Genomic DNA, 26,561 nt, shown 5'->3' with positions numbered 1-26,561 from the left:
TCCGGGCTAAATAAGTTAAAGTCCGAAATTCCCCATGTTTACGTTCCCTATTGTGCACCAACAACTGGTTACTTTTCTGAATGAACGTATCTTGTATCATATCCCATTATAGACAACGATACAAAATTTATACAGAAAAATTAAACGCGGCGACGTTTTGGTGGACGGCATCCATTATGAGGAACTGGAGTAACGTCTCTGATTGCAGTAACTTCTAGACCTGCTGCTTGAAGAGCACGGATAGCTGCTTCACGACCAGCACCAGGACCTTTAACTGTTACTTCAAGAGTTTTTAAACCATGATCTTGAGAAGCTTTCGCTGCAGTTTCAGCTGCCATTTGCGCTGCGAATGGAGTGGATTTACGAGAACCTCTGAATCCTAGTGAACCTGCACTTGACCAAGCAATAGCATTTCCGTGAACATCAGTAATAGTTACGATTGTGTTATTGAATGTAGAACGAATGTGTGCAATACCAGCTTCGATATTCTTTTTCACACGACGTTTACGAGTGTTTGTTTTACGTGCCATACTAAGAAGTAACCTCCTTTACCTATTATTTTTTCTTGTTAGCTACAGTCTTACGAGGACCTTTACGTGTACGAGCATTGTTCTTCGTATGTTGTCCACGAACAGGTAGTCCACGACGGTGACGAAGACCGCGGTATGAACCGATTTCCATAAGACGTTTGATGTTTAGTGATACTTCACGACGAAGATCACCTTCTACTTTTAATTTATCAACGATATCACGAATCTTTCCTAGTTCGTCGTCAGTAAGATCGCGAACGCGAGTATCCTCAGATACACCAGCTTCAGATAAGATTTTCGCTGCAGTATTTTTACCAATACCGTAGATGTATGTTAATGAAATGACAACACGTTTGTCACGTGGAATGTCTACACCAGCAATACGTGCCATAGTGATAGCGCACCTCCTTTAAGATTAGCCTTGTTTTTGTTTGTGTTTAGGGTTTTCACAGATAACCATGACTTTACCTTTTCTACGAATAACTTTACATTTTTCGCAGATTGGCTTAACAGATGGTCTAACTTTCATCTTATTCTAACCTCCTTAATAGTACGGAGTGCAATAGATTATTTATAACGATAAGTGATTCTACCACGAGTTAAGTCATACGGTGATAATTCTACTGTTACCTTGTCACCAGGTAGGATACGAATGAAATGCATACGGATCTTTCCTGAAACATGCGCCAGTACTGTATGACCATTTTCTAATTCTACCTTAAACATCGCATTGGGCAAAGTCTCAGCGACCTTACCTTCAACTTCAATTACATCATCCTTAGCCATCGAACATGTCTCCCTTCTTCTCATCATTTAAAACTTCGTTAACAAACTTTGAAACAGCATAACGCAGTTTACCGTTCGTAACTCTTCCTGTTTCTATAATACTGTTTTGAACTTCTGGAGAAACATAGTCACACAAGTGAAGATGAGCGATGTTCTTTCGCTTGGCGCGATCAAACTTTCTTCGATCTCCATCTGCTATGAGTACAAAACGTTCATCCAATTGCTGAACAACGACCGAGTAGCTTCCTGTTTCTCTCCCTTTAAGGGTTTGAACAATCTGGCCGATCCTCGGAATCGTCGAATCTGAGTCGATCAATCCAATCACCTTCACTTAGGCTTTCGTCAATATCTCATAGCCGTCTTCAGTAATTGCAATGGTGTGTTCAAAGTGCGCACACATTTTATCATCTACTGTGACGACTGTCCAGTTATCTGATAACGTTCTAACATATCGACTTCCTGCATTAACCATTGGTTCAATAGCCAGTACCATGCCAGGCTTTAAACGAGGACCTTTGTTGGGTGGTCCATAATGAGGAATTTGCGGGTCCTCATGTAAGTCTTGACCAACTCCGTGCCCCACATACTCTCGAACGATAGAAAAGCCATTAGCCTCAACAAATGTTTGTATACTATGAGAGATATTCGACAGACGCTCGCCTGGTTTAGCTTCCTTAAGTCCCAGAAATAATGACTCTTCCGTAACATCCAGAAGCTTCTGGGTTTCATCATCTATTGTTCCAACTGGATATGTCCAAGCCGAGTCACCGTGATAACCGTTATATTTAGCACCGATATCGATGCTGATTATATCGCCATCTTTTAAAACCCGATCGCCTGGAATTCCATGAACCAACTCATTGTTGACGGAAGCACAGATGCTGCCACGAAACCCATTATACCCTTTAAAAGATGGAATTGCATCATGTTTACGAATGAATTTTTCAGCAATTGCATCCAATTCCTTCGTCGATATTCCCGGAGAAATATGCTTTTGCAATTCCGCATGAGTTAATGCCACAATCTTTCCAGCTTGCCGCATAATCTCAATCTCTCTCGGAGTTTTAGAAATGATCATTATGAAAGGCCTCCAAGTAGTTCATCAATGTCATCAAACACTCTATGGATGTCTTGTTGACCGTCAATGTTTTTCAGATAGCCTTTGTCTTCGTAGTAAGCCAATAGTGGTTGAGTTTGCTTGATGTTTACGTCTAAACGGTTTTGAACCGTTTCTTCGTTATCATCTGCGCGTTGATATAACTCGCCGCCACAGCGATCACAAACGCCCTCTTCTGTTGGCGGATTAAAGACAAGATGATAAGTAGCGCCGCACTCTTTACAGATCCTGCGACCTGTCAAGCGCTCCATCAGGATGTCCTTATCTACATTTATATTAATGACATAATTCATTTTTTTACCAAGATCAGCCAGGATGTTTTCAAGTGCTTCTGCCTGAGCAACCGTTCTTGGAAACCCATCCAGTAAGAAGCCTTTTTCACAGTCCTCTTTGCTTAAACGTTCACGAACGATACCGATTGTTACTTCATCAGGAACAAGGTCGCCATTATCCATGAATGATTTAGCCTTCAAGCCTAGTTCAGTACCGCCTTTAATAGCTGCACGGAACATATCGCCAGTAGATATATGGGGGATACCATATTTATCTACGATCTTTTCAGCTTGAGTGCCTTTTCCTGCGCCTGGTAAGCCCATAAGAACTATATTCACTCTCGAACTCCCCCTAATTGTCTATAAAATGGCTTCAGGAACAAAACGTTCCCGAAAACCCTCTTATTTAATAAATCCTTTGTAGTGACGTTTCACTAACTGCGCTTCCAGTTGCTTCATTGTCTCAAGTGCAACCCCTACTACGATGAGCAAGCTTGTTCCACCGATTTGAGCTGCAGGAGGTAATCCCGCAAAGTTAATGAAGAAAACAGGAAGTATCGAGATGACAGCTAAGAAGATTGCCCCAACAAATGTTAGACGATACAGAACGCGAGTGAGATACTCTTGTGTGGTTTTACCTGGACGAATACCAGGGATATATCCACCTTGCTTCTTCAAGTTTTCAGCCATTTGTTCTGGATTCACTTGAATGAAAGCATAGAAATACGTAAAGGCAACGATCAGAGCTACATAGATGATCATACCAACTGGTTTAGTGTAATCAAAGATGTACTGAATAGTACTTGTCACATCATTTTCTCCGAAGAAAGATGAAATGGTCTGTGGCGTGATTATGAAAGATATCGCAAAGATAACTGGAATAACACCCGCAGCATTTACCTTTAACGGTAGATGTGTTGATTGTCCACCAACCGGACTACGCCCCACTAAACGTTTTGCATATTGAATCGGAATTTTACGAAGTGCTTGTTGAATAAACACGACACCAACCACGATTGCAATAACTGCTAAAACAAGAAGTGCAAGAACCACAATTCGAAGGAAGAGCTGTTCGCCTGCCCCTTCAATTTGTTGAGCATAGATTTGGTTTACTGTGTTAGGGATAGCAGCAACGATACCTGCAAAGATCAGGATCGATATACCATTCCCGACACCTTTAGCCGTGATTTGTTCACCTAACCACATAAGAAAAGCCGTACCAGCTGTTAGAACTAACGCTATTAGTAGGTACGTACTAACTCCTGGGCTCTGGATAAGCATTCCACCATATATTCTATTAAAACCATAGGACATACCTAAAGCTTGGATGAATCCGAGAACGATGGTGAAATATCGTGTGAACTGAGCTAATTTTCGGCGTCCGACTTCACCTTGCTTAGACCACTCTGTAAACTTCGGAACAACATCCATTTGCAGGAGTTGTACGATGATTGAAGCAGTAATGTAAGGCATAATTCCCATCGCAAAGATGGAGAAATTTTGCAGTGCACCGCCACCAAATGTATTAAGGAATCCGAGAATTCCTGCCTGGTCTTGCATTTTCAATACATTAGCGTCTACGTTTGGCACCGGAATGAAGGTACCAAGACGAAAGACTATTAACATTAGAAGGGTGAAAATAATTTTATTTCTTATATCACCCACGCGCATAAAATTGGAGATAGTTTGAAACATTAGATCACCTCGGATGTACCGCCAGCAGCTTCGATAGCTTCTTTAGCAGTGGTTGAGAATTTTTGTGCTTTTACTGTAAGCTTTTTCTCGATTGAACCTTTACCAAGAATCTTAATTCCCGCTTTTTCGTTACTCACTACGCCAGTTTCTACAAGTAGAGCTGGAGTAACTTCTGTACCATCTTCGAAGCGATTCAATGCGTCAAGGTTGACGATTGCATATTCTTTACGATTGATGTTCGTGAATCCACGTTTTGGTAGACGTTGGAATAATGGTGTTTGACCACCCTCAAAGCCAGGACGAGTTCCGCCACCTGAACGAGCGTTTTGTCCTTTATGACCTTTACCAGAAGTCTTTCCATTACCTGAACCAATACCACGTCCTACACGATTGCGGACCTTACGTGAACCTTCTGTAGGCTTTAACTCATGTAATTTCATGTCGGCACCTCCTTTTTTTCGAAAGAAATCGATTATTTTTCTGTAACCGTTACAAGGTGAGCAACTTTGTTGATCATACCGCGGATAGCAGCATTATCTTGTTGTTCAACTGTTTGATGCATTTTGCGAAGTCCTAAAGCTTCAACAGTTTTACGTTGATCTTGTGGACGACCGATTGTACTGCGAGTGAGGGTAATTTCTAGTTTGTTAGCCATCGTTATCCCTCCCTTATCCTAATATCTCTTCTACTGATTTACCACGTAATTTTGCAACGTCTTCAGCACGCTTTAATTGTTTTAAACCTTCGATAGTAGCGCGAACCATGTTAATTGGAGTGTTAGATCCTAAAGATTTAGATAGGATATCTTGAACACCAGCTAATTCAAGTACGGCACGAACAGGTCCACCGGCAATAATTCCTGTACCCGCAGAAGCAGGTTTGATCAGGATTTGACCAGCACCAAATCGTCCAGTTACTAGGTGAGGTGTAGTACCATCAACCATAGGAACTTCAATTAGATTTTTCTTCGCATCTTCAATCGCTTTACGGATTGCATCAGGTACTTCCTGAGCTTTACCAGTTCCGAAACCAACGTGACCGTTTTTGTCGCCTACTACAACAAGAGCAGCGAAACGGAAACGACGTCCACCTTTAACAACTTTCGCAACACGATTGATTGTAACTACGCGTTCTTCAAATTCTAGTTTACTTGGATCAATACGACGCATCTGGATTGTCCCTCCTTTTTTTATTAAAATTCTAAGCCGTTTTCACGAGCTGCTTCAGCTAAAGCTTTGATACGGCCATGATATAAATATCCTCCACGGTCAAATACCACGGATTTCATTCCTTTATCTACTGCACGTTTCGCAACTAGTTCTCCAACTTTTGCTGCTGCATCGATAGTAGCTGCTGAGTCTAGATCGAAATCTTTATCTTGAGAAGATGCACTTACTAGAGTAACACCGTTCACGTCATCGATAAGTTGAGCGTAGATATTTTTGTTAGAACGGAAAACGTTCAAACGAGGACGAGTTTCAGTTCCAGTAATTTTTGAACGGACACGAGCATGTCTCTTCTTACGTGTTTTGTTCTTATCTGGCTTAGTAATCACCTACGGTCACTCCTTTCTTTTGCCTACGCGGCATTATTTACCTGTTTTACCTTCTTTACGACGAACATATTCACCTTCGTAGCGAATACCTTTTCCTTTGTAAGGCTCAGGAGAGCGTACAGCACGAATGTTTGCAGCTAATGCTCCAACACGTTCTTTATCGATACCTTTAATAGATATCTTTGTGTTTGCCGGTACTTCGATCTCGATACCTTGTTCTGGTTCGATCTCAACTGGGTGAGAGTAACCAACGTTAAGTACAAGCTTAGTACCTTGTTTTTGAGCACGGTAACCTACACCGACTAGCTCAAGGTTTCTTTGGAATCCTTTAGATACACCTTCAACCATGTTCGCGATTAGGGCACGAGTTGTACCGTGTAACGCGCGGTGTTCTTTTGCATCAGAAGGGCGAGTAACTGTTGCTACGTTTCCTTCTAATTCTACTTTAATATCAGAATTGAATGTACGAGAAAGTTCCCCTTTAGGTCCTTTTACAGTTACAGTGTTATCTTCACCTACTGTTAGAGTAACGTCAGATGGAATTTCGATTGGTAGTTTTCCTACACGTGACATCCTGTTGCACCTCCATTCATATAAAAAATATTACCAAACGTAAGCTAGTACTTCTCCGCCTACTTGTTGAGCACGAGCTTCTTTGTCAGTTAAAACACCTGTAGAAGTAGAAACAAGTGCGATACCTAGACCGTTTAATACTCTAGGTACTTCTGTAGATTTCGCATATACACGTAAACCAGGTTTAGAGATACGCTTTAATCCAGTAATTACACGTTCGTTGTTTGCTCCATATTTTAAGAAAATGCGGATAACACCTTGCTTGTTATCTTCTACATATTCTACGTCACGTACGAAACCTTCACGTTTAAGGATTTCTGCAATTTCTTTCTTGATGTTAGAAGCAGGAACTTCTAATCTTTCGTGACGAACCATGTTCGCATTACGGATGCGAGTAAGCAAATCTGCAATTGGATCTGTCATTGTCATAATAATTTACCTCCTTCCCAAAATAGGGTATTACCAACTAGCTTTTTTAACGCCAGGAATCTGACCCTTGTATGCAAGTTCACGGAAACAAATACGGCAAAGCTTGAATTTACGGATAACTGAATGAGGACGTCCGCAACGTTCGCAACGTGTATACGCTTGAACATTATGCTTTGGCGTGCGTTTTTGTTTCGCAATCATAGATTTTTTAGCCACATTTTCGCCTCCCTTATATAGCGATTACTTTTGGAATGGCATTCCGATTTGTGTCAATAATTCACGAGCTTCTTCGTCCGAGTTCGCAGTTGTTACGATTACGATATCCATACCACGTACTTTAGACACTTTATCATAGTCAATCTCAGGGAAAATCAATTGCTCTTTAACTCCTAATGTGTAGTTACCGCGACCGTCGAATGCTTTTTTAGAAACACCACGGAAGTCACGTACACGTGGAAGTGAAACAGAAATTAACTTATCTAAGAATTGGTACATACGCTCTCCACGAAGAGTAACTTTTGCACCGATAGGCATACCTTCACGAAGACGGAAACCTGCGATAGATTTTTTAGCTTTCGTTACAACTGGTTTTTGACCAGTGATTTGAGTCAACTCATCAACAGCTACATCAAGAGCTTTTGAGTTTTGAACAGCTTCACCGATACCCATGTTGACAACGATCTTTTCAACTTTAGGTACTTCCATTACTGATTTGTAATTGAATTTGCTTACTAGAGCTGGACTGATTTCTTGTTGAAATTTTTCTTTTAGGCGGTTCATTCAGAATACCTCCCTTCTTAATCGTACTATTTATCTAGAACTTCACCTGATTTTTTTGCTACACGTACTTTTTTGCCGTCTTCTGTCTTATATCCTACACGAGTTGGCTCGTTGGATTTCGGATCTAGAAGCATAACATTTGATACATGGATAGATGCTTCTTGGCTGATGATTCCGCCTTGCGGATTCATCTGTGAAGGCTTAGCGTGTTTTTTCACAACGTTAATTCCTTCAACTAGCACTCGGTCTTTCTTAGGGAATGAAGCAAGAACAACACCTGTTTTGCCTTTGTCTTTCCCAGTAATGACCATTACTTTATCGCCTTTTTTTACATGCATTTCATCGCACCTCCTTGAATGGCCCAATGCTAATATCTATTAAAGAACTTCTGGAGCTAAAGATACAATTTTCATAAAGTTGCTGTCACGTAGTTCGCGAGCAACAGGTCCGAAGATACGAGTACCACGTGGTCCCTTATCGTCACGGATAATTACACAAGCGTTCTCGTCGAACTTAATGTAAGTACCGTCTTGACGACGTACACCAGATTTAGTACGTACAACAACCGCTCTTACTACGTCACCTTTTTTAACAACGCCACCTGGTGTTGCTTGTTTTACTGTACACACGATAACATCACCGATGTTAGCTGTTTTGCGTCCAGAACCACCAAGCACTTTGATAGTTAATACTTCACGAGCACCAGAGTTGTCAGCAACTTTTAAACGTGATTCTTGTTGAATCATGTAGGTAACCTCCCTTCGGAATATAAAATATCCGAACAAATATATTAGATAATAACTGCTTTTTCAACAACTTCTACTAAACGGAAACGTTTTGTAGCAGATAGTGGACGAGTCTCCATGATACGTACGATATCTCCTACTTTTGCTTCGTTGTTCTCATCATGAGTTTTAAACTTCTTAGAGTACTTAACGCGCTTGCCGTATAGAGAATGCTTTTTATAAGTTTCTACCATAACCGTTACTGTTTTATCCATTTTGTCGGAAACAACACGGCCAGTGTATACCTTACGTTGGTTGCGGTCACTCATTTAAGCAAACCTCCTCTCATTTATCGATTGTTAACCCCGATCTCTCTTTCACGGATTACAGTTTTCATACGAGCGATCCCTTTGCGGACTTCACGGATGCGAGCTGTGTTTTCTAATTGTCCAGTCGCAAGTTGGAAGCGAAGGTTAAATAACTCTTCTTTTAGAGTTTTTACTTTTTGTTCAATTTCAGCAGTGGTTAGGTCACGAATTTCATTACTTTTCATTTGATTCACCACCAATTTCCTCACGTTTTACAAACTTCGTTTTGATAGGAAGTTTGTGTGATGCTAGACGAAGTGCTTCACGAGCTACCTCTTCAGACACACCAGCGATTTCAAACATGATTTTTCCAGGCTTAACTACTGCTACCCAACCTTCTGGAGCACCTTTACCTGAACCCATACGTACTTCTAAAGGTTTTGCAGTGTAAGGTTTATGAGGGAAGATTTTAATCCATACTTTACCGCCACGTTTCATGTAACGAGTCATAGCGATACGAGCTGCCTCGATTTGACGGTTTGTGATCCAAGAAGCTTCCACTGCTTGTAAACCGTATTCACCGAACGCTACCTCTTGACCGCCTTTAGCACGTCCACGCATTTTTCCGCGGTGTTCGCGACGATGTTTAACGCGTTTAGGTAATAACATAATTATTTGCCTCCTTCCTCAGATTTCTTTCTTGTAGGAAGAACTTCTCCACGATAGATCCATACTTTAACGCCAAGCTTACCATAAGTTGTGTCAGCTTCTGCATGAGCATAGTCAATGTCAGCGCGTAGTGTATGAAGTGGAACAGTACCTTCACTGTAATGTTCTGCACGAGCGATATCTGCTCCGCCTAAACGACCAGATACTTGCGTTTTGATTCCTTTTGCTCCAGCACGCATAGCGCGTTGAATTGATTGCTTCTGAGCACGACGGAAAGAAACACGGTTTTCTAATTGACGAGCGATGTTTTCTGCTACTAGTTTAGCATCAACGTCAGCTCTTTTGATTTCAACGATGTTGATGTGTACACGTTTTGAAGTAAGTTCGTTAAGAGCTTTACGAAGAGCTTCAACTTCTGTACCACCTTTACCGATAACCATACCAGGCTTAGCTGTATGAACAGTAATGTTAATACGATTTGCAGCGCGTTCGATTTCTACTTTAGAAACAGAAGCGTCTACTAAACGTTTTGCAATATATTCACGTACTTTAATGTCTTCGTGTAATAGATTAGCGTAATCTTTATCTGCGTACCATTTAGATTCCCAATCACGGATTATACCGACACGAAGTCCGACCGGATGTACTTTTTGACCCACAGCTTATCCCTCCTTCTTTTCTGATACGACAAGTGTAATGTGACTTGTACGTTTGTTAATTTGACTTGCACGTCCCATCGCACGAGGACGGAAACGTTTAAGTGTTGGTCCTTCATTTACATAAGCCTCAGTTACCACTAGGCTATTAATATCCATGTCAAAGTTGTGCTCTGCGTTCGCAATAGCAGACTTAAGTACTTTTTCGATTACTGGTGAAGCAGCTTTAGGTGTATGCTTTAAGATAGCAACCGCTTCTCCAACTTGCTTACCTCGGATTAGATCAACGACTAAACGTACTTTACGAGGAGCAATACGTACTGTTCTTGCAACAGCTTTTGCTTGCATTAGGATACCCTCCTCTCAATTAGCGTCTTGTTTTCTTATCATCACTTGCGTGACCTTTGTAAGTACGAGATGGTGCGAATTCACCAAGCTTGTGTCCTACCATGTCTTCAGTGACGTATACAGGTACATGTTTACGACCATCGTAAACTGCGATAGTGTGACCGATGAATGCTGGGAAGATCGTTGAGCGACGAGACCAAGTTTTAACAACTTGTTTGCCTTCAGTTTCGTTCAATTTCTCAACCTTATTCATTAAATGATCATCAACAAAAGGTCCTTTTTTTAAGCTACGACCCATGTTTGAACCTCCCTTCGTGATTGATCTACGGCTCTTTTCAGGAACCGTAGTACAATCCCGTTATTTTTTGCGACGACGCACAATAAATTTATCAGATTTGTTGTTTTTCTTACGTGTCTTGTATCCAAGAGTAGGTTTACCCCATGGAGACATTGGTGATTTACGTCCGATTGGAGCACGTCCTTCACCACCACCGTGTGGGTGATCGTTAGGGTTCATTACAGAACCACGAACTGTTGGGCGTTTACCTAACCAACGAGAACGTCCGGCTTTACCAATGTTGATAAGTTCGTGTTGTTCGTTTCCAACTTGACCTACAGTAGCACGACAAGCAGAAAGAATCATACGAGTTTCACCAGAGTTAAGACGTACAAGTACATATTTACCTTCTTTACCAAGTACTTGAGCAGATGTTCCAGCAGAACGAACTAACTGGCCACCCTTACCTGGTTTAAGTTCAATATTGTGTACGATTGTACCAACTGGGATGTTGATAAGTGGTAATGTGTTACCCACTTTGATATCTGCTTCAGGTCCAGACATTACTTCCATACCTACAACAAGTGTTTTAGGTGCAAGAATGTAACGTTTTTCCCCATCAGCGTAGTTGATTAGTGCAATGTTAGCTGAGCGGTTTGGATCGTATTCGATCGTAGCAACGCGTCCAGGTATACCATCTTTTTCACGTTTGAAATCGATGATACGGTATTGGCGCTTATGACCGCCACCTTGATGACGAACTGTTAACTTACCTTGGTTGTTACGGCCACCCTTTTTGTGTAGGGGTGCTAAAAGTGACTTTTCCGGAGAATCTGTAGTGATTTCAGCGAAATCAGAACTAGTCATGCCGCGACGACCATTAGAGGTAGGTTTATACTTTTTAATCGCCATGTTTTTCCCTCCTCTTCTTAATTAAAGAATTTTATACTTCAAAGAATTCGATTTCTTTACTATCAGTAGTAAGCTTAACGATTGCTTTACGACGCTTGTTAGTGTAACCAGCGTGTTTACCCATACGTTTGAACTTACCTTTGTAGTTCATGATGTTAACTTTATCTACTTTCACGTCAAAGATTACTTCAACAGCGTCTTTTACTTGAGTTTTGTTCGCTCTAGTATCAACTTCGAAAGTATATTTCTTCTCAGACATAAGATCAGTTGAAGCCTCTGTAATTACGGGGCGCTTAATGATTTCACGTACATCCATTATGCAAGCACCTCCTCTACTTTTTCAACAGCTGATTTAGTGATCACTAGTTTGTCGTGTCCTAATACATCAAGTACGCTAACTCCATCAGCAGGAACAACAGTTACACCAGGGATGTTACGAGCTGAAAGTGCTACGTTTTCGTCGATTCCATCAGTGATTACTAAAGTTTTAGAATCAACAGAAAGACCTTTTAGAACGTTAGCAAATTCTTTTGTTTTAGGAGCATCGAATGATAATGCTTCTAATACTAAAATGTTTTCTTCTACTACTTTAGAAGAAAGAGCAGATTTAATCGCTAAGCGACGAACTTTCTTAGGAAGTTTGTAGCTGTAGCTGCGTGGAACTGGTCCAAATACAGTACCACCACCGCGCCATTGTGGAGAACGGATTGACCCTTGACGAGCACGGCCAGTTCCTTTTTGACGCCAAGGCTTACGCCCACCGCCACGTACTTCAGAACGATTTTTTACTTTGTGATTACCTTGACGTAAAGAAGCTCTTTGCATCAATACTGCTTCAAACATTACATGTTTGTTTGGTTCGATACCAAAAACAGTGTCATTAAGTTCGATATCACCAACTTTAGAACCGCTTTGGTTAAATAATGCTACTTTCGGCATTCTTGTTTCCTCCTTTCTTGAAAAGTTCTATTAGTTTGCTTTAATAGCAGACTTTACTTTGATCAGTTGTTTCTTAGGTCCAGGTACATTACCTTTAACTAAGATAAGGTTACGATCAGCATCGATTTTTACAATTTCAAGGTTTTGAATTGTAATCTGCTCTCCGCCCATACGTCCAGGTAGTAATTTACCTTTGAATACACGGTTTGGATCAACAGGACCCATTGAACCAGGACGACGGTGGTAACGAGAACCATGGGACATAGGTCCGCGAGATTGGTTATGACGCTTGATAGCACCTTGGAATCCTTTACCTTTTGAAACTCCTGTTACATCTACGATTTCGCCTGCCGCGAAAATATCAACTTTGACTTCTTGACCAACTTCGTACTCTTCTACGTTTACACCGCGGATTTCACGGATGAAGCGCTTAGGAGCAGTTTCAGCTTTAGCAACGTGGCCTCTCTCTGGTTTGTTAGAAAGCTTTTCACGTTTGTCTTCAAAACCTACTTGGATAGCTGAGTAGCCATCAACATCGACAGATTTCTTTTGAAGTACCACGTTTTGAGCAGCTTCGATAACAGTTACAGGGATAAGATCACCGTTTTCAGCGAAAACTTGAGTCATACCAATCTTTCTTCCTAAGATTCCTTTGGTCATAAGTCACACCTCCTAATAATTATGGTTTTTATGAATTAAAGTTTGATTTCGATATCTACACCTGATGGTAAGTCTAAACGCATAAGCGCATCAACTGTTTGAGGTGTTGGGTTTACAATGTCGATTAAGCGTTTATGAGTACGCATTTCGAATTGCTCACGAGAATCTTTGTATTTGTGCACAGCACGTAAGATTGTGTAAATAGACTTTTCAGTCGGTAGTGGGATCGGTCCAGAAACCGCCGCACCAGAACGTTTTGCTGTTTCAACAATTTTCTCAGCTGATTGATCAAGAATTCTGTGATCATAAGCCTTTAAACGGATACGAATCTTTTGTTTTGCCATTATTTTCCCTCCTTTATCGCCTATTTTTGAATAGACATTCTCCACAGAAATTTCCCACACACTCGCCATGGCAAAGCGGCCGTGTGTGTCAGCAACCTTCTGTTTCATCGCAGTCAAAGACCAACATTGTCTATTATAACTAAAACACCTAGAAGATGCAACTGTTTCTTGCAAAATCTTTGTGTTTTGCACACTTTCTCTATTATACAAACGAACCGTGTGATTTTCAAGGCTATGTGTTATTTTCACAATATTTAATATAACGGTTTTATTGGATCAAAGTATATTAATTTAAAGGAAACAAATATTCATTCCTTATTAGAACTTTTTTCTATTACTTCCTAAAAAGTGAGTGCTTGTTGATTTCCGCTCCACGATGTTCGCTTTCCGCGGGTGGGCGGTGATCCTCCTCGGATTCGCCTGCGGGGTCTCACCTGTCCCACTATTCCCGCAGGAGTCGAACATCCTTCCGCTCCAATCAACTTAGTGTATCGATTACTTATTCATGTAGGAAATTTATTTTATACGATAATCACTGTAGGTTGATCAACATAAATAAACGAGTACTATACTATATAGAAGAAACTCGACAACACCATTATTATATTCGGGATAGTACGTCCAAATTGTATAGCTATTTACACACAAAAAAACAGATGGACATGATGTCCATCTGTTTTTGATATCAATGATTACTCAGTGATTGTAGCTACTACTCCAGCACCTACAGTACGTCCACCCTCACGGATAGAGAACTTAGTACCTTCTTCGATAGCGATTGGAGCGATAAGCTCAACAGTCATTTCGATGTTATCGCCAGGCATAACCATTTCTACACCTTCAGGAAGGTTACAGATACCAGTTACGTCAGTTGTACGGAAGTAGAACTGTGGGCGGTAGTTAGTGAAGAATGGAGTGTGACGTCCACCTTCTTCTTTAGAAAGAACATAAACTTCTGCTTTGAACTTTGTGTGTGGAGTGATTGTACCTGGCTTAGCAAGTACTTGTCCACGTTGGATATCTTCACGAGCTACACCACGAAGTAGTGCACCGATGTTGTCTCCAGCTTCAGCATAATCAAGAAGCTTACGGAACATTTCTACACCTGTTACAGTTGTAGATTTTGGCTCTTCAGAAAGACCGATGATGTCGATAGTGTCTCCAACTTTAACTTGTCCACGCTCAACACGACCAGTTGCAACTGTACCACGACCTGTGATTGAGAATACATCCTCAACAGGCATCATGAATGGCTTTTCAGTGTCACGCTCTGGAGTTGGGATGTAGCTATCTACAGCTTCCATAAGTTCGTAGATTTTTTCTTCCCACTCAGCTTCTCCTTCAAGAGCTTTAAGAGCAGAACCTTTGATTACTGGTACGTCATCGCCAGGGAAATCGTACTCAGAAAGAAGGTCACGTACTTCCATTTCTACTAATTCAAGTAGCTCTTCGTCGTCTACCATGTCACATTTGTTCATGAATACAACTAGGTATGGAACACCTACTTGACGAGAAAGAAGGATGTGCTCACGAGTTTGTGGCATTGGGCCATCAGCAGCAGAAACTACTAGGATCCCACCATCCATTTGTGCTGCACCAGTGATCATGTTTTTAACATAGTCAGCATGTCCTGGGCAGTCAACGTGTGCATAGTGACGAGTATCAGTTTCATACTCAACGTGCGCAGTAGAGATTGTGATTCCACGCTCTCTTTCTTCTGGAGCACCGTCAATTTGGTCATATGCCATTGCAGTTCCACGACCATACTTCTTGTGAAGTGTAGTTGTGATTGCAGCTGTTAGAGTTGTTTTACCGTGGTCAACGTGACCGATTGTACCGATATTCGCATGTTGCTTGGAACGATCAAATTTTTCCTTACCCATTTGAAAATCCTCCTTTGATTTTAAAGAAAATAAGTATATTTTGGATGCCTCAGAGATAGCTAAAAACCATCTCTGACACAACAATTGCTTACATTAGTATTTATACTTTATAAAAGCGAATAAATCAATTATTCACCTTTATTTTTTTTGATGATTTCTTCAGAAATCGATTTAGGTACTTCTTCATAGTGATCGAAGTGCATGGAGTATGTTCCACGTCCTTGTGTGTTAGAACGAAGGGAAGTTGCATATCCAAACATTTCTGATAAAGGTACGAACGCTTTAACGACTTGAGCGTTACCGCGTGCTTCCATACCTTCTACGCGTCCACGACGAGAAGTTACATCACCCATGATATCTCCAAGGTATTCCTCAGGGATAACAACCTCAACCTTCATCATTGGCTCTAAGATTACCGGCTTACATTTAGAAGCGGCATTCTTAAGTGCCATAGAAGCAGCGATCTTAAACGCCATTTCAGAGGAGTCAACATCATGGTATGAACCATCGAATAATCTTGCTTTAACATCAACAAGTGGGAAACCAGCTAAGACACCATTTTCTAAAGCGTCAGTTAGACCGGCTTGTACTGCAGGGATGTATTCACGAGGAACTACACCACCGACGATACCGTTCTCGAATTCGAATCCTTTACCTTCTTCGTTAGGTGAGAACTCGATCCAAACGTGTCCGAATTGTCCACGTCCACCAGATTGACGGGCGAACTTACCTTCAACTTTAGCCGTATCACGGAAAGTCTCACGGTAAGATACTTGAGGAGCACCTACGTTTGCTTCAACTTTGAATTCACGTTTCATACGGTCAACGATGATATCTAAGTGAAGCTCACCCATACCTGCGATGATAACTTGACCAGTTTCCTGGTCAGTATGCGCACGGAATGTTGGATCTTCCTCTTGAAGTTTTTGTAGAGCTGTAGTCATTTTATCTTGGTCAGCCTTTGATTTAGGCTCAACAGATAGAGAGATAACCGGCTCTGGGAATACCATGGATTCTAAGATAACCAGACTCTTTTCATCACATAGTGTATCTCCAGTAGAAGTATCTTTCAAACCAACAGCTGCTGCAATATCCCCAGCGTAAACTGTAGAGATTTCTTCACGAGAGTTAGCGTGCATTTGTAGGATACGTCCTACACGCTCACGTTTACCTTTAGAAGAGTTTCTTACATATGAACCAGAATCTAATGTTCCTGAGTACACACGGAAGAATGTTAATTTACCAACATAAGGGTCAGTTGCAACTTTGAACGCTAAAGCAGAGAATGGCGCATCGTCTGTTGATGGACGAGTTACCTCTTCTTCTGTATCAGGAACAAAACCTTTGATATCTTCAACGTCTGTTGGCGCTGGAAGATAGTCAATAACTGAGTCAATTAATAATTGAACCCCTTTGTTTTTAAATGCAGATCCACAAACTACCGGGTAGAACTCGACAGTAAGTGTAGCCGCACGGATAGCAGATTTGATTTCTTCGTTAGAAAGCTCTTCACCTTCTAAGTACTTCATCATAAGCTCTTCATCAAGTTCAGAAACTGCTTCAATTAACTTTCCGCGGTATTCTTCAGCTTGATCTTTGTACTCTTCAGGAATGTCACGAGCTTCTGCACGCGTTCCAAGGTCATCTTCATAGAAGTAAGCTTTCATTTCTACTAAGTCGATGATACCTTCGAAATCATCTTCAGCACCGATTGGAAGCTGAATTGGATGCGCATTCGCTTGTAAACGTTCATGAAGCGTTCCAACTGAATAAAGGAAGTCAGCACCGATTTTGTCCATTTTATTAACGAACACAACACGAGGAACCCCGTAAGTTGTTGCTTGGCGCCAAACAGTTTCAGTTTGAGGCTCAACACCAGATTGAGCATCAAGTACTGCTACTGCACCATCAAGTACACGCAATGAACGCTCAACTTCAACAGTGAAGTCTACGTGTCCAGGTGTATCGATGATGTTAATACGATGGCCTTTCCATTGGGCTGTTGTCGCAGCAGAAGTGATAGTGATACCACGTTCTTGCTCTTGCTCCATCCAGTCCATTTGAGAAGCACCTTCGTGAGTTTCTCCAATTTTATGGATACGACCTGTATAAAATAGGATACGCTCAGTTGCAGTTGTTTTACCAGCATCGATGTGTGCCATGATACCGATATTACGAGTGTTTTCTAAGGAGAACTCTCTAGGCATGCGGTCTTTCTCCTTCCTTATATGAGAATGGTTTGTTTGTTTAAGATCAGATTACCAACGATAGTGAGCAAACGCTTTGTTCGCTTCAGCCATCTTGTGTGTATCTTCACGCTTCTTAACAGAAGCTCCAGTGTTATTAGCTGCATCAAGGATTTCGTTAGCTAAACGCTCTTCCATTGTCTTCTCACCGCGAAGACGAGAGTAGTTTACTAACCAACGAAGACCTAATGTAGTACGACGCTCTGGACGCACCTCTACAGGTACTTGATAGTTTGAACCACCAACACGACGAGCTTTAACTTCTAATACCGGCATGATATTTTTTAGAGCTGCATCGAATACTTCCATTGCATCTTTACCTGAACGCTCGCTAATGATATCAAACGCAGCGTATAGTTTCTTTTGAGCTTTACCTCTTTTACCGTCAATCATGATTTTGTTGATTAAACGAGTAACTAATTTTGAATTGTACATTGGATCAGGTAAAACGTCTCTTTTTGCTACAGGACCTTTACGTGGCATGTGATTTCCTCCTTTCAACGAGAAATGAATTTATGATTTTTATTATTTTTTAGCTGCTTTAGGGCGCTTAGTTCCGTATTTAGAACGTCCTTGCATACGGCCTTCAACTCCAGCTGTATCAAGCGCACCACGTACGATGTGATAACGTACCCCCGGTAAATCCTTTACACGTCCTCCGCGAATAAGAACAACACTGTGCTCTTGAAGGTTATGTCCGATACCAGGAATGTAAGCAGTAACCTCGATTCCATTTGTTAAACGAACACGAGCATATTTACGTAGCGCCGAGTTCGGTTTCTTTGGAGTCATTGTACCAACACGAGTACATACCCCACGTTTTTGTGGAGAAGACAAGTTCGTGTGCACTTTCTTAAAGCTGTTATAACCTTTGTTAAGTGCAGGTGACTTTGATTTAGTTGATTTAGACTGACGAGGCTTGCGAACTAATTGGTTAATAGTTGGCATTTTGTTTTCCTCCCTTCTTATTTGGTAAGCCCACACATCCAGGTGGTTCTTTTTTGGGTAAAAGTAAAGTTTTTGCAGATAGCTTCTACAAAAACTATTTTACTGTATAATCGCAACAGCTGCTGCTCCAACATCTATTCCGCACGATTTACCAAGTTTCTTCATAGAATCCACTTTGTTAACCGGTACTTTAAGATCAATAGCGGCCTGAACTACTTTCGCTGTAACTTTGGGATCAGCATCTTCCGCAATAACAACTTCTAGTACATGACCTGTTTTCAGAGCTTTCACTGCTTGCTTTGTTCCTACAATAATTTCATTAGCCTGCGCTACTTTTTCATAAGACATTTCGTATCCTCCAAAGTAACAGGTTATTAATAGGAGCAACCTTGAATATATTATCATCTTAAAATCTTTATGTCAACATAGATTTAAAAGATTTATAAAAGCTAACTCTTAGAGCTTCTGTTTGAGCAATCAAACACGCCTAAGAGTTAGCCTAAATAGATTACTCTACTGTTACTGTTTCTTCACTAGTATCTTCTGCTAAAACCGGTTCTGCCTTGCGGTAACGTTGCATACCTGTACCGGCAGGAACCAATTTACCGATGATAACATTTTCTTTCAACCCAAGTAACTCATCACGTTTTCCTTTAATAGCAGCGTCCGTCAACACACGAGTTGTTTCCTGGAACGATGCTGCTGATAAGAAGGAATCTGTTTCAAGTGAAGCTTTGGTGATTCCGAGCAGTACAGGACGTCCTGTTGCTGGAAGCTTTCCGCCAAATAATGCTTTTTCGTTCGCATCTCTGAATTGATGGATGTCCATAAGTGTACCTGGCAGTACCTCAGATTCACCTGCATCAATAACACGAACCTTACGTAACATTTGACGAACCATAACCTCAACGTGTTTGTCGCCGATTTCAACCCCTTGCATACGGTATACTTTTTGTACCTCACGCAGCAAGTATTCTTGAACAGCTGACACATCACGAACTTTAAGAAGTTCTTTAGGATCGATAGAACCTTCAGTGATTTCCTGACCGCGTACTACTTTATCGTTCACAGCGAATTTCAAGCGCGCTGTGTAAGGAGCTGTGTAACTTCTTGTTTCCACATCACCTTGAACGGTAATTTCGTACTGACGATCTTTTCCTTCACTGATGGAAGTAATAACACCATCAATTTCAGAAATAACGGCTTGACCTTTAGGGTTACGCGCTTCGAAGATCTCTTGGATACGCGGTAAACCTTGAGTGATATCGTCTCCTGCAACCCCACCAGTATGGAATGTACGCATCGTTAATTGTGTACCAGGTTCCCCGATGGATTGAGCAGCGATGATCCCAACAGCTTCCCCGACTTCGACTTTTTGACCTGTTGCCAAGTTCGTTCCGTAACATTTCTCACAAACACCATGTCTTGTGTGACAGGTGAAAGCAGAACGAATCGAAACATGTTCGACACCAGCATCAATGATCGTCTTAGCTAAGTCTTCTGTGATCAGCTGATTTTCTGTCATGATGATTTCATCTGTCTCAGGGTGACGTAATGTTTTACGTGAGTAACGACCAAGTAAACGTTCTTCAAGAGGTTCGATGATTTCGGTACCCTCTTTAATGGAGCCTACAAGTAGGCCTCTGTCCGTTCCACAGTCTTCTTCACGAACGATTACATCCTGGGCCACATCAACAAGACGACGTGTCAGGTAACCTGAGTCAGCTGTTTTCAGTGCAGTATCGGCAAGACCTTTACGGGCACCATGTGTAGAGATAAAGTACTCAAGAACCGTTAAACCTTCACGGAAACTTGATTTGATCGGTAACTCAATGATACGACCAGCCGGGTTGGCCATCAGTCCACGCATACCAGCAAGCTGTGTGAAGTTAGATGCGTTACCACGGGCACCTGAATCACTCATCATGAAGATTGGGTTGCGTTTATCCAGTGTCGCCATTAATTTACCTTGAATGGTATCTTTCGCAGCACTCCAGATTGAGATGACACGATCGTATCTTTCATCCTCTGTAATAAGACCACGTTTAAATTGTTTTAATACGTTGTCTACTTTACTTTGTGCTTCGATTAAGATTTCTTCTTTTTCCGCTAGTACGACGATATCTGCGATACCAACCGTAATACCGGCTTTAGTAGAATATTTGAATCCTAAGTCTTTCATTTTATCAAGCATACGAGACGTTTCAGTGATAGCAAACTTCTTGAATACTTCTGCAATGATATTCCCTAAGAAACCTTTTTTGAACGGGTTGATTAACTCTCGGTTTTGGAATACTTCTTTAACGTCCGTTGACGGATCAACAAAGTATTGCTCGGGAGTAGCTACTTCCAAGTTTGTTCTTGTTGGTTCGTTAATGAACGGGAATGTATCAGGTAAAATCTCGTTAAAGATTACTTTACCTACCGTTGTGATCAATAATTGTTTGTTTTGCTTTTCAGTGAACGTTTTGTTGTTGATGGTGCTTGCATGGATCGCAATACGGGTATGCAAGTGTGCATAACCATTTTGATAAGCAAGGATGACTTCATTTGCATCATTGAAGATCATACCTTCACCAACAGCATTTTCACGCTCAAGTGTCAGGTAATAATTACCTAATACCATATCCTGGGACGGAGTAACAACTGGCTTACCGTCTTTCGGATTAAGAATGTTTTGGGCAGCCAGCATCAGCATGCGTGCTTCAGCTTGTGCTTCAGAAGATAGAGGTACGTGAACCGCCATTTGGTCACCATCAAAATCCGCATTGTATGCAGTACATACAAGTGGGTGAAGACGGATCGCTCTACCTTCGACTAGAGTTGGTTCAAATGCTTGAATACCAAGTCTGTGAAGAGTAGGTGCACGGTTTAAAAGAACTGGATGTTCTTTAATAACCCCTTCTAATACATCCCATACTTCCGGTTGTACGCGTTCGATTTTGCGTTTTGCACTCTTAATGTTGTGAGCCAATCCTTTTTCAACAAGCTCTTTCATAACAAATGGTTTGAATAACTCAAGAGCCATTTCTTTAGGAAGACCACATTGATACATCTTAAGGTTAGGTCCAACGACGATTACAGAACGACCTGAATAGTCAACACGTTTACCAAGAAGGTTCTGACGGAAACGACCTTGCTTCCCTTTAAGCATATGTGAAAGGGATTTTAATGGACGGTTACCTGGTCCAGTAACTGGACGTCCGCGACGGCCATTATCAATTAAAGCATCGACCGCTTCTTGAAGCATACGCTTCTCGTTTTGAACGATGATACTTGGAGCACCAAGGTCCAATAAACGTTTCAAACGGTTATTACGGTTAATAACACGACGATATAAATCATTTAAGTCAGAAGTCGCAAAGCGCCCACCGTCAAGCTGAACCATCGGGCGAAGCTCTGGAGGAATGACAGGTAATACATCAAGAATCATCCAATCCGGATCATTTCCTGAGTTTCTGAAAGATTCCACTACTTCTAAACGTTTGATTGCACGGGTTCGGCGTTGACCTTGAGCTGTTTTCAGTTCTTCTTTAAGGAAATCAGCTTCTTTATCCAGGTCAATGTCTTGAAGAAGCTTTTTAATCGCTTCAGCTCCCATTGCAGCTTGGAATTTCACACCGTATTTCTCACGATACGCACGGTACTCTTTCTCAGAAAGAAGTTGCTTTCTTTCCAGAGCCGTGTCACCCGGTTCTGTTACAACATAGGAAGCGAAGTAAATAACTTCTTCCAAAGCGCGGGGAGACATGTCTAAAACAAGTCCCATACGGCTTGGGATTCCTTTGAAGTACCAGATGTGGGATACAGGGGCAGCCAGTTCAATGTGACCCATACGTTCACGACGAACTTTAGCCTTCGTTACTTCAACACCACAACGGTCACAAACGACGCCTTTATAACGTACACGCTTGTATTTTCCACAGTGACATTCCCAGTCCTTCGTAGGACCGAAGATACGTTCACAGAACAAACCATCTTTTTCAGGTTTTAATGTACGATAGTTAATCGTTTCAGGTTTTTTAACCTCCCCGAAAGACCACGAACGGATCTTATCGGGGGAAGCTAAACCAATTTTCATATACTCAAAATTATTTACATCTAGCAAGGGGCCTACCTCCCTTTTAATCTACAGGCTCTAACCCTAATTGCTCTAAATTTATTCTTTTGACCCTACTGTCTCGGATTCTTGTGTGTTAGATTCAGAGATATTTAGCGTGTCAGCTTGTTGTACTTCTTCTTCTTCATCTAAGTCACGCATTTCAATTTCTTCTTCGTTGCTAGAGAGCATCTTAACATCCATTCCTAAACTTTGAAGCTCTTTGATCAGAACCTTGAAGGATTCCGGAACTCCCGGTTCAGGAACGTTTTCACCTTTGACAATGGCTTCGTATGTTTTCACACGACCCACAACATCATCAGACTTAACTGTTAGAATTTCTTGCAGAGTATAAGCAGCACCATAAGCTTCAAGTGCCCATACCTCCATCTCACCGAAACGTTGTCCACCGAATTGAGCTTTACCTCCGAGTGGCTGTTGCGTAACAAGTGAATAAGGACCAGTTGAACGTGCGTGAAGTTTGTCATCGACCATGTGAGCAAGCTTGATCATATACATGATCCCCACTGATACACGGTTATCAAACGGTTCACCTGTTCTACCATCATATAGAACAGTTTTCGCATCACGTGCCATACCGGCTTCTTCTATGGTTGCCCATACGTCTTCTTCACGCGCTCCATCAAATACCGGTGAAGCGACATGTACACCAAGATATCTCGCTGCCATACCTAAGTGAAGTTCAAGCACCTGTCCGATATTCATACGTGATGGTACCCCTAATGGGTTCAACATGATATCGATCGGTGTGCCGTCCGGTAAGAACGGCATGTCTTCTTCAGGAAGGATTCTCGAGATAACACCTTTGTTACCGTGACGACCAGCCATTTTGTCCCCTTCAGAAATCTTACGCTTCTGAACGATGTATACACGTACAAGCTGGTTTACACCTGGTGGTAATTCATCGCCGTCTTCACGATTGAAGACTTTGACATCGAGGATGATTCCTCCCCCACCATGTGGTACACGAAGGGAAGTATCCCGGACTTCACGAGCTTTCTCGCCGAAGATTGCATGTAATAAGCGTTCTTCAGCAGTCAGCTCAGTTACACCCTTAGGCGTTACTTTACCAACAAGTAAGTCGCCATCTTTTACTTCAGCACCGATGCGGATGATTCCACGCTCATCAAGATTGCGAAGTGCATCTTCACCAACGTTTGGAATATCACGAGTGATTTCTTCAGGTCCTAATTTCGTATCACGAGATTCAGACTCATATTCTTCAATATGAATTGAAGTATATACATCGTCTTTTACAAGACGTTCACTCATGATAATCGCATCTTCATAGTTGTAACCGTCCCAAGTCATGAACCCAACCATTACGTTACGTCCTAAGGCGAGTTCTCCTTTTTCCATTGAAGGACCATCAGCAAGGATTTCTCCTTTAACTACCCGGTCACCTTCACTTACGATCGGACGCTGGTTGTAACATGTACCCTGGTTGGAACGGATGAATTTTTGCATACGATATTTATCGAGGTCACCTTTTACTTCTTGACCGTCGATTTCTTTCACACGACGTACCCAAACTTGTTTCGCTTCAACCTTTTCTACAATACCTTCATATCTACAAATCACAGCTGCACCAGAGTCTTTCGCAGATACGTGTTCCATACCCGTTCCGACGATCGGTGATTCCGGATTCATTAATGGTACTGCTTGTCGCTGCATGTTCGCTCCCATAAGAGCACGGTTAGAGTCATCGTTCTCTAAGAAAGGAATACATGCTGTCGCAGCTGATACTACTTGTTTAGGAGATACATCCATGTAGTCCAGACGTTCGCGCTTGATAACCGTGTTTTCACCACGGAAACGAGCGATGACTTCTTCATCAAGGAAGGCTCCGTCATCACCAAGACGCGCGTTTGCTTGTGCCACTACGTAGTTATCTTCTTCGTCTGCTGTCAAATAATCGATACGATCGGTTACTTTCCCTGTATCAGGGTCAACACGACGATACGGCGTTTCGATAAATCCGAATTTATTCACTTTCGCAAATGAAGAAAGTGAGTTGATCAGTCCGATGTTTGGTCCCTCAGGTGTTTCAATCGGACACATACGACCATAGTGGGAGTAATGTACGTCACGCACTTCGAATCCTGCACGTTCACGCGTTAATCCACCAGGTCCTAATGCAGAAAGACGACGTTTGTGCGTTAATTCTGCAAGAGGATTCGTTTGATCCATAAATTGAGACAATTGAGAGCTTCCAAAGAACTCTTTCATTGATGCGATTACCGGACGAATGTTGATCAGTTGTTGAGGCGTGATCGTGTTTGTGTCCTGGATGGACATTCTTTCACGAACAACACGCTCCATACGTGATAAACCGATGCGGAATTGGTTTTGAAGCAATTCACCTACCGAACGTAAACGACGGTTACCTAAATGGTCAATATCATCCGTTAGTCCTACTCCGTGTAATAAGTTAAAGAAGTAAGAAATAGAAGAGATGATATCTGCAGGTGTAATGTACTTAACCTCTTCTTCAACATACGCATTGCTGATGACATTAATCTCAAACTCTCCCTCTTCGTTAGGAGAATAGATTTTGATAGATTGAAGAACAACGTCTTCTTCTAACACGCCACCAGACTGTTGGTAGTTTTTAAACCCGATGCCATTTTCTAAATAAGGAATAACCTTATCAAGAGCGCGACGATCAAGAACCGTGCCTTTCTCCGCCAGAATCTCACCCGTTTCCGGATCTGCTAGAGTTTCTGCTAGAGTTTGACCGAATAAACGGTTCTTAATGTGAAGCTTTTTGTTCATTTTGTAACGTCCAACGTTTGCCAAGTCATAACGCTTAGGATCAAAGAAACGAGAAACGAGTAAACTTTTAGCATTTTCTACTGTAGGAGGCTCTCCTGGACGCAGACGCTCGTAAATCTCGAGCAATGCCTTGTCGATACCTTCCGTGTTGTCTTTCTCGAGCGTGTTACGAATGTACTCATTATCACCGATCAAATCGATGATTTCTTGATCAGAGCCAAACCCAAGGGCACGTAAAAGAACCGTTACCGGTAGTTTGCGAGTTCGATCAATTCGTACATATACAACATCTTTCGCGTCTGTTTCATACTCAAGCCAAGCTCCGCGGTTTGGTATAACGGTAGCAGTAAACCCTTTCTTTCCGTTCTTATCTACTTTTCCGCTAAAGTAAACACTAGGTGAACGTACTAACTGAGAAACGATAACGCGCTCAGCACCATTGATGACAAAAGTACCTGTGTCTGTCATTAATGGGAAGTCACCCATAAATACGTCTTGATCTTTTACTTCTCCTGTTTCCTTGTTCACAAGACGGACTTTTACTCTAAGCGGTGCAGAGTAAGTAACATCTCTTTCCTTTGATTCTTCCACCGAGTACTTTGGCTCTCCCAGACTATAATCAATAAATTCCAAGGAGAGATTACCAGTGAAGTCCTCAATCGGAGAAATGTCACGGAACATTTCTCTTAACCCCTCATCAAGAAACCATTGATACGAGGAAGTTTGAATTTCGATTAAATTCGGTAATTCTAAAACTTCACTGATACGCGCAAAACTTCTGCGTTGGCGGTGTCGTCCATACTGAACTAGTTGACCTGTCAACTGATTCACCCCTCAAATCAAGCGTTTTGGTTGTGTCTATATGTCTTCAAGTAGGAATGCTACTCTACACAAGACAAAAAGAAAAAGGGTTTTAATGATAAAACCTCATTTTCAAATGACGAACTATTATTTTATAATCTTTTCCAATTTATCCAATATGTATACATATGGACATAATACCGGAAAATAATA

General features: G+C 41.6%; 36 protein-coding genes. All 36 read right to left on the bottom strand.

Going from position 1 to position 26,561, the window contains the following annotated elements; all coding sequences use genetic code 11:
* Positions 1–140 precede the first annotated feature (140 nt).
* Entirely contained in the window at positions 141–530 is a 390-nt protein-coding gene (rpsK, locus tag ACOSV2_RS21955) for a 30S ribosomal protein S11 (protein WP_113970901.1), read from the bottom strand.
* Positions 531–555: 25 nt separating this feature from the next.
* Complete coding sequence (gene rpsM / locus ACOSV2_RS21950; RefSeq protein ID WP_034765943.1) at positions 556–921, bottom strand: 30S ribosomal protein S13; 366 nt, start codon at positions 919–921, stop codon at positions 556–558.
* A 24-nt stretch (positions 922–945) separates the two neighbouring features.
* A complete protein-coding gene (gene rpmJ, locus ACOSV2_RS21945) occupies positions 946–1,059 on the bottom strand; it encodes a 50S ribosomal protein L36 (protein ID WP_003156543.1) in 114 nt (37 codons plus the stop codon).
* Between the two features lie 38 nt (positions 1,060–1,097).
* Positions 1,098–1,316 carry a translation initiation factor IF-1 gene (infA, locus tag ACOSV2_RS21940; protein ID WP_034765945.1) on the bottom strand — a complete coding sequence of 73 codons (219 nt, stop codon included), beginning with the start codon at positions 1,314–1,316 and terminating at the stop codon, positions 1,098–1,100.
* Positions 1,309–1,629: an RNA-binding protein gene (locus ACOSV2_RS21935; protein ID WP_397554513.1), complete on the bottom strand. Its 321-nt coding sequence runs from the start codon at positions 1,627–1,629 to the stop codon at positions 1,309–1,311. The genes infA and ACOSV2_RS21935 overlap by 8 nt, the downstream gene beginning before the upstream one ends.
* 18 nt (positions 1,630–1,647) lie before the next feature.
* Entirely contained in the window at positions 1,648–2,394 is a 747-nt protein-coding gene (map, locus tag ACOSV2_RS21930; RefSeq protein ID WP_148971245.1) for a type I methionyl aminopeptidase, read from the bottom strand.
* Positions 2,394–3,044 carry an adenylate kinase gene (locus tag ACOSV2_RS21925; protein WP_113970899.1) on the bottom strand — a complete coding sequence of 217 codons (651 nt, stop codon included), beginning with the start codon at positions 3,042–3,044 and terminating at the stop codon, positions 2,394–2,396. Before ACOSV2_RS21925 ends, map begins: the two co-directional genes overlap by 1 nt.
* Positions 3,045–3,107: 63 nt before the next feature.
* Positions 3,108–4,400 (bottom strand): preprotein translocase subunit SecY, encoded by a 1,293-nt coding sequence (secY, locus tag ACOSV2_RS21920; protein WP_113970898.1) that lies wholly within the window; start codon positions 4,398–4,400, stop codon positions 3,108–3,110.
* The gene (gene rplO / locus ACOSV2_RS21915; RefSeq protein WP_113970897.1) at positions 4,400–4,840 is read right to left on the bottom strand and encodes a 50S ribosomal protein L15; all 441 of its coding nucleotides are present in this window, start codon (positions 4,838–4,840) and stop codon (positions 4,400–4,402) included. Before rplO ends, secY begins: the two co-directional genes overlap by 1 nt.
* 32 nt (positions 4,841–4,872) lie before the next feature.
* Positions 4,873–5,055 carry a 50S ribosomal protein L30 gene (gene rpmD, locus ACOSV2_RS21910; protein ID WP_044340532.1) on the bottom strand — a complete coding sequence of 61 codons (183 nt, stop codon included), beginning with the start codon at positions 5,053–5,055 and terminating at the stop codon, positions 4,873–4,875.
* 13 nt (positions 5,056–5,068) lie between these two features.
* A complete protein-coding gene (gene rpsE, locus ACOSV2_RS21905; protein ID WP_113970896.1) occupies positions 5,069–5,569 on the bottom strand; it encodes a 30S ribosomal protein S5 in 501 nt (166 codons plus the stop codon).
* 23 nt (positions 5,570–5,592) lie between these two features.
* On the bottom strand, positions 5,593–5,955 hold the full coding sequence (rplR, locus tag ACOSV2_RS21900; RefSeq protein WP_113970895.1) for a 50S ribosomal protein L18: 363 nt from the start codon (positions 5,953–5,955) through the stop codon (positions 5,593–5,595).
* A 33-nt stretch (positions 5,956–5,988) separates the two neighbouring features.
* Positions 5,989–6,528 (bottom strand): 50S ribosomal protein L6, encoded by a 540-nt coding sequence (gene rplF, locus ACOSV2_RS21895; protein WP_148971243.1) that lies wholly within the window; start codon positions 6,526–6,528, stop codon positions 5,989–5,991.
* 30 nt (positions 6,529–6,558) lie between these two features.
* The gene (rpsH, locus tag ACOSV2_RS21890) at positions 6,559–6,957 is read right to left on the bottom strand and encodes a 30S ribosomal protein S8 (RefSeq protein WP_060674108.1); all 399 of its coding nucleotides are present in this window, start codon (positions 6,955–6,957) and stop codon (positions 6,559–6,561) included.
* Positions 6,958–6,987: 30 nt separating this feature from the next.
* Complete coding sequence (locus ACOSV2_RS21885; protein WP_010191505.1) at positions 6,988–7,173, bottom strand: type Z 30S ribosomal protein S14; 186 nt, start codon at positions 7,171–7,173, stop codon at positions 6,988–6,990.
* A gap of 24 nt (positions 7,174–7,197) precedes the next feature.
* Positions 7,198–7,737, bottom strand: a complete 540-nt coding sequence (gene rplE, locus ACOSV2_RS21880; protein WP_113970893.1) for a 50S ribosomal protein L5 — start codon at positions 7,735–7,737, stop codon at positions 7,198–7,200.
* Between the two features lie 26 nt (positions 7,738–7,763).
* Positions 7,764–8,075, bottom strand: coding sequence for a 50S ribosomal protein L24 (gene rplX, locus ACOSV2_RS21875; RefSeq protein WP_034765969.1), 312 nt, complete (start codon positions 8,073–8,075; stop codon positions 7,764–7,766).
* A 39-nt stretch (positions 8,076–8,114) separates the two neighbouring features.
* The gene (gene rplN, locus ACOSV2_RS21870; RefSeq protein ID WP_060674112.1) at positions 8,115–8,483 is read right to left on the bottom strand and encodes a 50S ribosomal protein L14; all 369 of its coding nucleotides are present in this window, start codon (positions 8,481–8,483) and stop codon (positions 8,115–8,117) included.
* Positions 8,484–8,527: 44 nt separating this feature from the next.
* Positions 8,528–8,791 carry a 30S ribosomal protein S17 gene (rpsQ, locus tag ACOSV2_RS21865; RefSeq protein WP_032085279.1) on the bottom strand — a complete coding sequence of 88 codons (264 nt, stop codon included), beginning with the start codon at positions 8,789–8,791 and terminating at the stop codon, positions 8,528–8,530.
* Between the two features lie 20 nt (positions 8,792–8,811).
* Complete coding sequence (rpmC, locus tag ACOSV2_RS21860; RefSeq protein WP_060674114.1) at positions 8,812–9,015, bottom strand: 50S ribosomal protein L29; 204 nt, start codon at positions 9,013–9,015, stop codon at positions 8,812–8,814.
* A complete protein-coding gene (gene rplP / locus ACOSV2_RS21855; RefSeq protein ID WP_428976838.1) occupies positions 9,005–9,439 on the bottom strand; it encodes a 50S ribosomal protein L16 in 435 nt (144 codons plus the stop codon). Before rplP ends, rpmC begins: the two co-directional genes overlap by 11 nt.
* A 2-nt stretch (positions 9,440–9,441) precedes the next feature.
* The gene (rpsC, locus tag ACOSV2_RS21850; RefSeq protein WP_034765973.1) at positions 9,442–10,098 is read right to left on the bottom strand and encodes a 30S ribosomal protein S3; all 657 of its coding nucleotides are present in this window, start codon (positions 10,096–10,098) and stop codon (positions 9,442–9,444) included.
* A 3-nt stretch (positions 10,099–10,101) separates the two neighbouring features.
* The gene (rplV, locus tag ACOSV2_RS21845; protein WP_034765976.1) at positions 10,102–10,443 is read right to left on the bottom strand and encodes a 50S ribosomal protein L22; all 342 of its coding nucleotides are present in this window, start codon (positions 10,441–10,443) and stop codon (positions 10,102–10,104) included.
* Between the two features lie 19 nt (positions 10,444–10,462).
* Positions 10,463–10,741, bottom strand: coding sequence for a 30S ribosomal protein S19 (gene rpsS, locus ACOSV2_RS21840; protein WP_060674120.1), 279 nt, complete (start codon positions 10,739–10,741; stop codon positions 10,463–10,465).
* A 60-nt stretch (positions 10,742–10,801) separates the two neighbouring features.
* A complete protein-coding gene (gene rplB, locus ACOSV2_RS21835) occupies positions 10,802–11,632 on the bottom strand; it encodes a 50S ribosomal protein L2 (protein WP_113970892.1) in 831 nt (276 codons plus the stop codon).
* Positions 11,633–11,663: 31 nt separating this feature from the next.
* On the bottom strand, positions 11,664–11,948 hold the full coding sequence (rplW, locus tag ACOSV2_RS21830; RefSeq protein WP_397554501.1) for a 50S ribosomal protein L23: 285 nt from the start codon (positions 11,946–11,948) through the stop codon (positions 11,664–11,666).
* Positions 11,948–12,571, bottom strand: coding sequence for a 50S ribosomal protein L4 (rplD, locus tag ACOSV2_RS21825; RefSeq protein ID WP_113970890.1), 624 nt, complete (start codon positions 12,569–12,571; stop codon positions 11,948–11,950). Before rplD ends, rplW begins: the two co-directional genes overlap by 1 nt.
* Before the next feature lie 30 nt (positions 12,572–12,601).
* Positions 12,602–13,231, bottom strand: a complete 630-nt coding sequence (gene rplC / locus ACOSV2_RS21820; RefSeq protein ID WP_428976837.1) for a 50S ribosomal protein L3 — start codon at positions 13,229–13,231, stop codon at positions 12,602–12,604.
* A gap of 35 nt (positions 13,232–13,266) precedes the next feature.
* A complete protein-coding gene (rpsJ, locus tag ACOSV2_RS21815; RefSeq protein WP_034676072.1) occupies positions 13,267–13,575 on the bottom strand; it encodes a 30S ribosomal protein S10 in 309 nt (102 codons plus the stop codon).
* A 692-nt stretch (positions 13,576–14,267) separates the two neighbouring features.
* Positions 14,268–15,458 carry an elongation factor Tu gene (tuf, locus tag ACOSV2_RS21810; protein WP_113970887.1) on the bottom strand — a complete coding sequence of 397 codons (1,191 nt, stop codon included), beginning with the start codon at positions 15,456–15,458 and terminating at the stop codon, positions 14,268–14,270.
* A gap of 128 nt (positions 15,459–15,586) precedes the next feature.
* The gene (fusA, locus tag ACOSV2_RS21805) at positions 15,587–17,665 is read right to left on the bottom strand and encodes an elongation factor G (RefSeq protein ID WP_113970886.1); all 2,079 of its coding nucleotides are present in this window, start codon (positions 17,663–17,665) and stop codon (positions 15,587–15,589) included.
* Positions 17,666–17,716: 51 nt separating this feature from the next.
* On the bottom strand, positions 17,717–18,187 hold the full coding sequence (gene rpsG, locus ACOSV2_RS21800; protein ID WP_034765993.1) for a 30S ribosomal protein S7: 471 nt from the start codon (positions 18,185–18,187) through the stop codon (positions 17,717–17,719).
* A 42-nt stretch (positions 18,188–18,229) separates the two neighbouring features.
* Positions 18,230–18,652, bottom strand: coding sequence for a 30S ribosomal protein S12 (gene rpsL / locus ACOSV2_RS21795; protein ID WP_032085266.1), 423 nt, complete (start codon positions 18,650–18,652; stop codon positions 18,230–18,232).
* Between the two features lie 99 nt (positions 18,653–18,751).
* Entirely contained in the window at positions 18,752–19,000 is a 249-nt protein-coding gene (locus ACOSV2_RS21790; protein WP_113970885.1) for a 50S ribosomal protein L7ae-like protein, read from the bottom strand.
* Between the two features lie 160 nt (positions 19,001–19,160).
* Complete coding sequence (gene rpoC, locus ACOSV2_RS21785) at positions 19,161–22,760, bottom strand: DNA-directed RNA polymerase subunit beta' (protein ID WP_113970884.1); 3,600 nt, start codon at positions 22,758–22,760, stop codon at positions 19,161–19,163.
* A gap of 51 nt (positions 22,761–22,811) precedes the next feature.
* Positions 22,812–26,369, bottom strand: a complete 3,558-nt coding sequence (gene rpoB, locus ACOSV2_RS21780; protein WP_113970883.1) for a DNA-directed RNA polymerase subunit beta — start codon at positions 26,367–26,369, stop codon at positions 22,812–22,814.
* Positions 26,370–26,561 lie beyond the last annotated feature (192 nt).

It is taken from the genome of Rossellomorea sp. DUT-2 (genome assembly GCF_052665285.1).
The sequence above is the reverse complement of the archived record's forward strand: the minus strand, read 5'-3'. Positions and strand labels throughout refer to the sequence as shown.

Excerpts from the sequence above, each read along its gene's own strand:
- rpsK (WP_113970901.1), bottom strand. The coding sequence starts at position 530 with ATGGCACGTAAAACAAACACTCGTAAACGTCGTGTGAAAAAGAATATC.
- rpsM (WP_034765943.1), bottom strand. The coding sequence starts at position 921 with ATGGCACGTATTGCTGGTGTAGACATTCCACGTGACAAACGTGTTGTC.
- rpmJ (WP_003156543.1), bottom strand. The coding sequence starts at position 1,059 with ATGAAAGTTAGACCATCTGTTAAGCCAATCTGCGAAAAATGTAAAGTT.
- infA (WP_034765945.1), bottom strand. The coding sequence starts at position 1,316 with ATGGCTAAGGATGATGTAATTGAAGTTGAAGGTAAGGTCGCTGAGACT.
- map (WP_148971245.1), bottom strand. The coding sequence starts at position 2,394 with ATGATCATTTCTAAAACTCCGAGAGAGATTGAGATTATGCGGCAAGCT.
- secY (WP_113970898.1), bottom strand. The coding sequence starts at position 4,400 with ATGTTTCAAACTATCTCCAATTTTATGCGCGTGGGTGATATAAGAAAT.
- rplO (WP_113970897.1), bottom strand. The coding sequence starts at position 4,840 with ATGAAATTACATGAGTTAAAGCCTACAGAAGGTTCACGTAAGGTCCGC.
- rpmD (WP_044340532.1), bottom strand. The coding sequence starts at position 5,055 with ATGGCTAACAAACTAGAAATTACCCTCACTCGCAGTACAATCGGTCGT.
- rpsE (WP_113970896.1), bottom strand. The coding sequence starts at position 5,569 with ATGCGTCGTATTGATCCAAGTAAACTAGAATTTGAAGAACGCGTAGTT.
- rplF (WP_148971243.1), bottom strand. The coding sequence starts at position 6,528 with ATGTCACGTGTAGGAAAACTACCAATCGAAATTCCATCTGACGTTACT.
- rpsH (WP_060674108.1), bottom strand. The coding sequence starts at position 6,957 with ATGACAATGACAGATCCAATTGCAGATTTGCTTACTCGCATCCGTAAT.
- rplE (WP_113970893.1), bottom strand. The coding sequence starts at position 7,737 with ATGAACCGCCTAAAAGAAAAATTTCAACAAGAAATCAGTCCAGCTCTA.
- rplX (WP_034765969.1), bottom strand. The coding sequence starts at position 8,075 with ATGCATGTAAAAAAAGGCGATAAAGTAATGGTCATTACTGGGAAAGAC.
- rplN (WP_060674112.1), bottom strand. The coding sequence starts at position 8,483 with ATGATTCAACAAGAATCACGTTTAAAAGTTGCTGACAACTCTGGTGCT.
- rpsQ (WP_032085279.1), bottom strand. The coding sequence starts at position 8,791 with ATGAGTGACCGCAACCAACGTAAGGTATACACTGGCCGTGTTGTTTCC.
- rpmC (WP_060674114.1), bottom strand. The coding sequence starts at position 9,015 with ATGAAAAGTAATGAAATTCGTGACCTAACCACTGCTGAAATTGAACAA.
- rplP (WP_428976838.1), bottom strand. The coding sequence starts at position 9,439 with ATGTTATTACCTAAACGCGTTAAACATCGTCGCGAACACCGCGGAAAA.
- rplV (WP_034765976.1), bottom strand. The coding sequence starts at position 10,443 with ATGCAAGCAAAAGCTGTTGCAAGAACAGTACGTATTGCTCCTCGTAAA.
- rpsS (WP_060674120.1), bottom strand. The coding sequence starts at position 10,741 with ATGGGTCGTAGCTTAAAAAAAGGACCTTTTGTTGATGATCATTTAATG.
- rplB (WP_113970892.1), bottom strand. The coding sequence starts at position 11,632 with ATGGCGATTAAAAAGTATAAACCTACCTCTAATGGTCGTCGCGGCATG.
- rplW (WP_397554501.1), bottom strand. The coding sequence starts at position 11,948 with ATGGATGTACGTGAAATCATTAAGCGCCCCGTAATTACAGAGGCTTCA.
- rplD (WP_113970890.1), bottom strand. The coding sequence starts at position 12,571 with ATGCCGAAAGTAGCATTATTTAACCAAAGCGGTTCTAAAGTTGGTGAT.
- rplC (WP_428976837.1), bottom strand. The coding sequence starts at position 13,231 with ATGACCAAAGGAATCTTAGGAAGAAAGATTGGTATGACTCAAGTTTTC.
- rpsJ (WP_034676072.1), bottom strand. The coding sequence starts at position 13,575 with ATGGCAAAACAAAAGATTCGTATCCGTTTAAAGGCTTATGATCACAGA.
- tuf (WP_113970887.1), bottom strand. The coding sequence starts at position 15,458 with ATGGGTAAGGAAAAATTTGATCGTTCCAAGCAACATGCGAATATCGGT.
- fusA (WP_113970886.1), bottom strand. The coding sequence starts at position 17,665 with ATGCCTAGAGAGTTCTCCTTAGAAAACACTCGTAATATCGGTATCATG.
- rpsG (WP_034765993.1), bottom strand. The coding sequence starts at position 18,187 with ATGCCACGTAAAGGTCCTGTAGCAAAAAGAGACGTTTTACCTGATCCA.
- rpsL (WP_032085266.1), bottom strand. The coding sequence starts at position 18,652 with ATGCCAACTATTAACCAATTAGTTCGCAAGCCTCGTCAGTCTAAATCA.
- ACOSV2_RS21790 (WP_113970885.1), bottom strand. The coding sequence starts at position 19,000 with ATGTCTTATGAAAAAGTAGCGCAGGCTAATGAAATTATTGTAGGAACA.